Origin of the sequence: Neobacillus drentensis (genome assembly GCF_036962765.1) — a bacterium.
Classification (GTDB): domain Bacteria; phylum Bacillota; class Bacilli; order Bacillales; family Cytobacillaceae; genus Neobacillus; species Neobacillus drentensis_C.
On the sequence record NZ_JBALOS010000063.1, the window covers coordinates 1 to 5,036 of the forward strand.

Annotated in this window: 3 protein-coding genes; 2 read left to right on the top strand and 1 reads right to left on the bottom strand. The window is 39.1% G+C overall.

The genetic code is table 11. The features are described 5' to 3' along the window. The first annotated feature begins 47 nt into the window (after window positions 1-47). The gene (locus tag V7137_RS10020) at window positions 48-1,772 is read left to right on the top strand and encodes an ABC transporter ATP-binding protein (RefSeq protein ID WP_335697950.1); all 1,725 of its coding nucleotides are present in this window, start codon (window positions 48-50) and stop codon (window positions 1,770-1,772) included. After that, entirely contained in the window at window positions 1,769-3,667 is a 1,899-nt protein-coding gene (locus V7137_RS10025; RefSeq protein ID WP_335697951.1) for an ABC transporter ATP-binding protein, read from the top strand. The genes V7137_RS10020 and V7137_RS10025 overlap by 4 nt, the downstream gene beginning before the upstream one ends. Before the next feature lie 200 nt (window positions 3,668-3,867). Here the strand turns inward: V7137_RS10025 and xerS are convergent, their stop codons facing one another. After that, a complete protein-coding gene (xerS, locus tag V7137_RS10030; RefSeq protein ID WP_335697952.1) occupies window positions 3,868-4,956 on the bottom strand; it encodes a tyrosine recombinase XerS in 1,089 nt (362 codons plus the stop codon). Window positions 4,957-5,036 lie beyond the last annotated feature (80 nt).

The window sequence follows — 5,036 nt, forward strand, 5'->3', positions numbered from 1 at the left end:
AGGTAAAGTTACTCATAAACAATTAATTATAATGGAGTTGAAAGCTATTGATCAAATTAACCAAATTTCTAAAACCATTTCAATTAGCCATTTATCTGGTTTTAGGACTCGTCCTCTTACAATCATTATCAGAACTTTATTTACCAACGTTAATGTCTGATATCGTTGATAAAGGAGTCGTTAAAGGAGAAACGAGGTACATATGGAAAATTGGCGGGTTTATGATGCTTGTGGCGGCAGGGGGGATGATTTGTTCGATTGCAGCTAGTTTTTACTCAGCAAAAGCAGCATCAGGCTTTGGAAAGTTATTGCGGAGCAAAATTTTCTCACATGTTGGAAACTTTTCGTTACATGAGTTTGATAAGCTTGGAACGGCATCTCTTATTACGAGAACCACCAACGATATTACTCAAATCCAGCAGGTACTAGTGATGATGCTAAGAATGATGGCCATGGCACCGATGATGTGTATTGGTGGGATTATTATGGCGTATTCAAAAGATGCCAAACTTACCTTAGTTCTTGCTGTTGCTTTGCCTATTCTCGTGCTGGCAATTGTGGTCATTGCAAGAAGAGGTATTCCGCTTTTTAAAGCGATGCAAGTAAAATTAGATAATCTCAATCGGGTTTTACGCGAGAACTTAACTGGTATTCGTGTTATTCGCTCCTTTAACCGAGTGGAGCATGAGAAGAAGCGTTTTGATGAAGCTAACTGGGATTTAACGCAAACGGCTATTACGGTCAATAAAATCATGGCCGCGATGATGCCAATTATGATGGTAGTCCTTAACCTTTCCTCTGTTGCCATTGTCTGGTTTGGCGGTCTTCGGATTAGCAACGGTCATATGCAAGTTGGAGATATGATGGCGTTTATCCAATATGCGATGCAAATCATGTTTTCGTTCATTATGCTGTCGATGATGTTTGTAATGATTCCTAGGGCATCGGTATCTGCCGTTCGTATCAATGAAGTTCTAAAAACGGTAGCAGATATTAAGGATCCAACCTTATCTAAAACTGGAGAGGGAAAAGGCTATGTTGAATTCCAAGATGTAACATTCAGTTATCCAGGGGCGGAAATGCCAGCAATTTCAAATATCTCATTTTCGACCAAACCGGGTGAAGTGACGGCCATTATTGGCGGAACGGGTTCAGGAAAATCAACGCTCATTAACTTGATTCCGCGCTTTTATGATGTCGATAGCGGTAAAGTTCTTGTTGATGGGATCGATGTCAGGTATATGACGCAAGAAAAACTTCGTGAAAAAATCGGGTTTGTTCCCCAGCAATCCGTCCTTTTTACTGGAACGATTGCAGAGAACATCCGGTATGGAAAAGAAGATGCAACAGCAGAAGAGGTTGAACATGCCGCTGATGTCTCCCAAGCGAAAGAATTTATTTCAAACATGCCCGAGGGCTTTGATGCCGTTATCTCCCAAGGGGGAACAAATGTTTCTGGCGGACAAAAACAGCGCTTGGCGATTGCTCGAGCACTTGTTCGAAAGCCGGAAATCTATATATTTGATGACAGCTTTTCGGCATTGGATTTTAAAACAGATGCGAAGCTTCGCACTGCACTTAAAAATGAAACTGGAAACTCAACAGTTTTAATCGTGGCCCAGCGTGTGAGCACCATAATAGACGCTGACCAGATTATTGTCCTCGATAACGGTGAGATTTGTGGAATCGGTAAACATAAAGATTTGATGGAATCGAGTGCTGTTTATCGCGAGATTGTCTTGTCACAGCTGTCAGAGGAGGAAATCGCATGAGTAAGGATTCCAATCAAAAACAAAATCAAGATACGGGGGCACGCAGACCTGGTCCGGGTGGTGGCTTTGGCCCGATGGGAATGGGTATGCCTGTTCAAAAAGCAAAGAATTTTAAAGGAACTTTAAATCGGTTAATCAGCTATCTAAAGCCTTATAAAGTACAGCTTCTGGCGGTTTTAATTACGGCAATAATCAGTACAATCTTTGCGATTGTCAGCCCAAAAATTTTGGGGAAGGCTACGACCCGATTATTTGAAGGTTTGATGATGAAACTTAGGGGAGTCCCCGGGGCTAAAATCGATTTTGATTATATCGGTCAAATTATTATTTTACTCATTGGCCTCTATATTTTAAGTGCAATATTTGCCTATATTCAACAATTTATCATGGCAGGTGTAGCGCAAAAGACCGTTTATCACCTTCGTAAAGAGGTCGAGGAGAAACTAAACCGGCTGCCGTTAAAGTACTTTGATTCTCGTACCCATGGTGAAATCCTCAGCCGTGCGGTCAATGATGTTGATAATATCAGCACGACCTTGCAGCAAAGTTTAACCCAGTTGATTACCTCTGTTGTCACAATTATTGGCGTTATTATTATGATGCTATCGATTAGTCCTTTAATGACGCTGATTGTGATTGTGACATTGCCACTAAGTGGAATAGCCATTGCAAAGATCGCCAAAAGGTCACAACTGTATTTTAAAGGACAGCAGAAATCACTCGGCAAACTAAATGGGCACGTCGAAGAAATGTATACTGGTCATAAAGTAGTCAAGGTGTTTGGCCATGAACAGAAATCGATTGAAAAATTCGAGGGAATCAATGAAACTCTCTACCAATCGGCCTGGAAGGCACAATTTGTTTCCGGGATGATCATGCCGCTGATGTCATTTATCAATAATATTGGCTATGTTCTGGTATCAGTCGTTGGTGGAATCTTGGTAACGAAAAAGGCGATTGAAATCGGTGATATTCAGGCCTTTATCCAATATGCTCGTCAATTTTCCCAACCAATTGCTCAAACTGCTTCAATTGCTAATGTTATTCAATCCACGGTCGCCAGTGCCGAACGTGTGTTTGAAATATTGGATGAAACCGAAGAAATCCCAGAAGCTGTTAATGCGCAGATCATTACTGCGCCAAAGGGTGAAGTTACATTTGAACATGTTACTTTTGGTTATGAGGAAAATGAAATCTTAATCAAAGATATGCAATTAGAGGTGAAACCCGGCCAGACCGTAGCAATTGTCGGACCTACAGGGGCCGGAAAAACAACACTTATTAATTTGCTCATGCGATTCTATGAAATTAATTCTGGAAGAATATTAATTGATGGAATCGATACGAGAGAATTAAAAAGGGAGCACCTAAGGAGCTTGTTTGGTATGGTTCTGCAGGATACTTGGCTGTTTAATAGTACCATTTTTGATAATATTGCCTACGGGAGAGAGGGAGCAACGAAAGAAGAAGTGGTGGCTGCAGCTCGTGCTGCCAACGCAGATCACTTTATTCGAACTTTACCTGATGGGTATAATACGATATTAAATGAAGAAGCATCCAATATTTCTCAGGGCCAGAAACAGCTTTTAACGATTGCGAGGGCAATCCTTGCAAATCCGGCCATCCTTATTCTTGATGAAGCGACCAGCAGCGTCGATACGCGTACAGAGGTGCAAATTCAAAAGGCGATGAATCATCTCATGAAAGGGAGGACCAGCTTTGTGATTGCACACAGATTGTCGACAATTCGTGATGCAGGTTTAATCCTCGTAATGAATAATGGAAGTGTGATTGAAAAAGGAACTCATGTGGAATTGCTTGCGCAAGAAGGTTTTTATGCAGATCTATATAATAGTCAATTTACCGGTAACAATTCACTGAAAGATATAGGATAAAAAAATGCGTTTGGGAGGCCAAAGGGCTTTCTAAACGCATTTTTTATTTTTGAAAATGAAAAATAATAAAAAATTTGTTCTGTCTCATTATCTTAAGTATACTTTGGAACTGAGATATTTTCATTATTTAGTTACATAATAATATTATGTAAACTGATAAAAAGTGGAAAAAGACTGCCATAAATGTGACAGTCCGCTTATTATTCCAATTGTTCTTTCGGCATATCCATCTTATCGACTGCTATTTTCAGGTCATCATTCTTAATGTGGGTATATATCATCGTCGTTTGGATCGATGAATGACCTAATTGCCGTCTTAATTTTGGTACATCATTGATTTCCGCATGGTATCTGGTTGCAAATGAATGACGCAGCTTATGTACCGATAAGGATGGTTTCCCAAATGCAGTTGCATATTTTTCAATCAGTTTTTCAACGGATCGAGCGGTTAATCGCCGTGATTTACCTTTAGGACCCATTTTTGCAGAAATAAACAATGCCTTATTGGATTTCTCGACCTGATACTTTGCCGTTCTAATAGATAGATAATCTTGCAGATCAGCCATCGCCACCTGGCTAAAGTAAACAAATTGTTCCTTATTTCCTTTACGAATGACTCTGACACAGTACTTGCTAAAATCGATATCGTCTAATTCAATCCCAACCAGCTCTGATAGGCGAAGACCAGATCCTAGGATTAACGACACAATGGCCGTATCCCGTTCTTTATTTAATTGATAAAAGTTATAAATTTTTTTGTTGTCTTTGTTTAATTCTCCGTAATCGTTAGCGACAAATAGGCGAAATTTTTCATATTCATCTCCCAGAAGGATTTTACCTTCCATTTTATTTGCTTTGGTTTCCATGCTGTCTTTTACCTCATTAAATTCGATTTTCGCCATGACATTTCGATTAATATATGGCTTAAGTTCTGAAGTTTCAGCAATATTCTGCATGTAATTAAAAAGTGATTTTAATGCCGATAATTTCCGATTTACAGTAAGTTCTTTATTATTTAATTGGTAGTGGAGATAGTTCAAAAAACCTTCGACCTCTAATACCGTCATTTTCTCTAGCCGTTCTAAAGGGATATCATTCACGCTGCCATCCCAAAGACGCTCATTAATCATCCAGTTGAAAAAGATCTTATAATCATGGCAGTAATTGAATAAGGAAGCCGTCGAAAGCTTACGTAATTTATGATTGATATATTCATCAACATACCATGGAAGTTCATTGAGTAACGTTTGTAGTTTTTGGAATTGTTGCTGCTTTGATTGGTTTACCATAAAATCACCCCGCTTCTATATTTTACTAAATACACATTATTACGTCAAATTTATATTTTACGTAATAATGTGTATTTAGT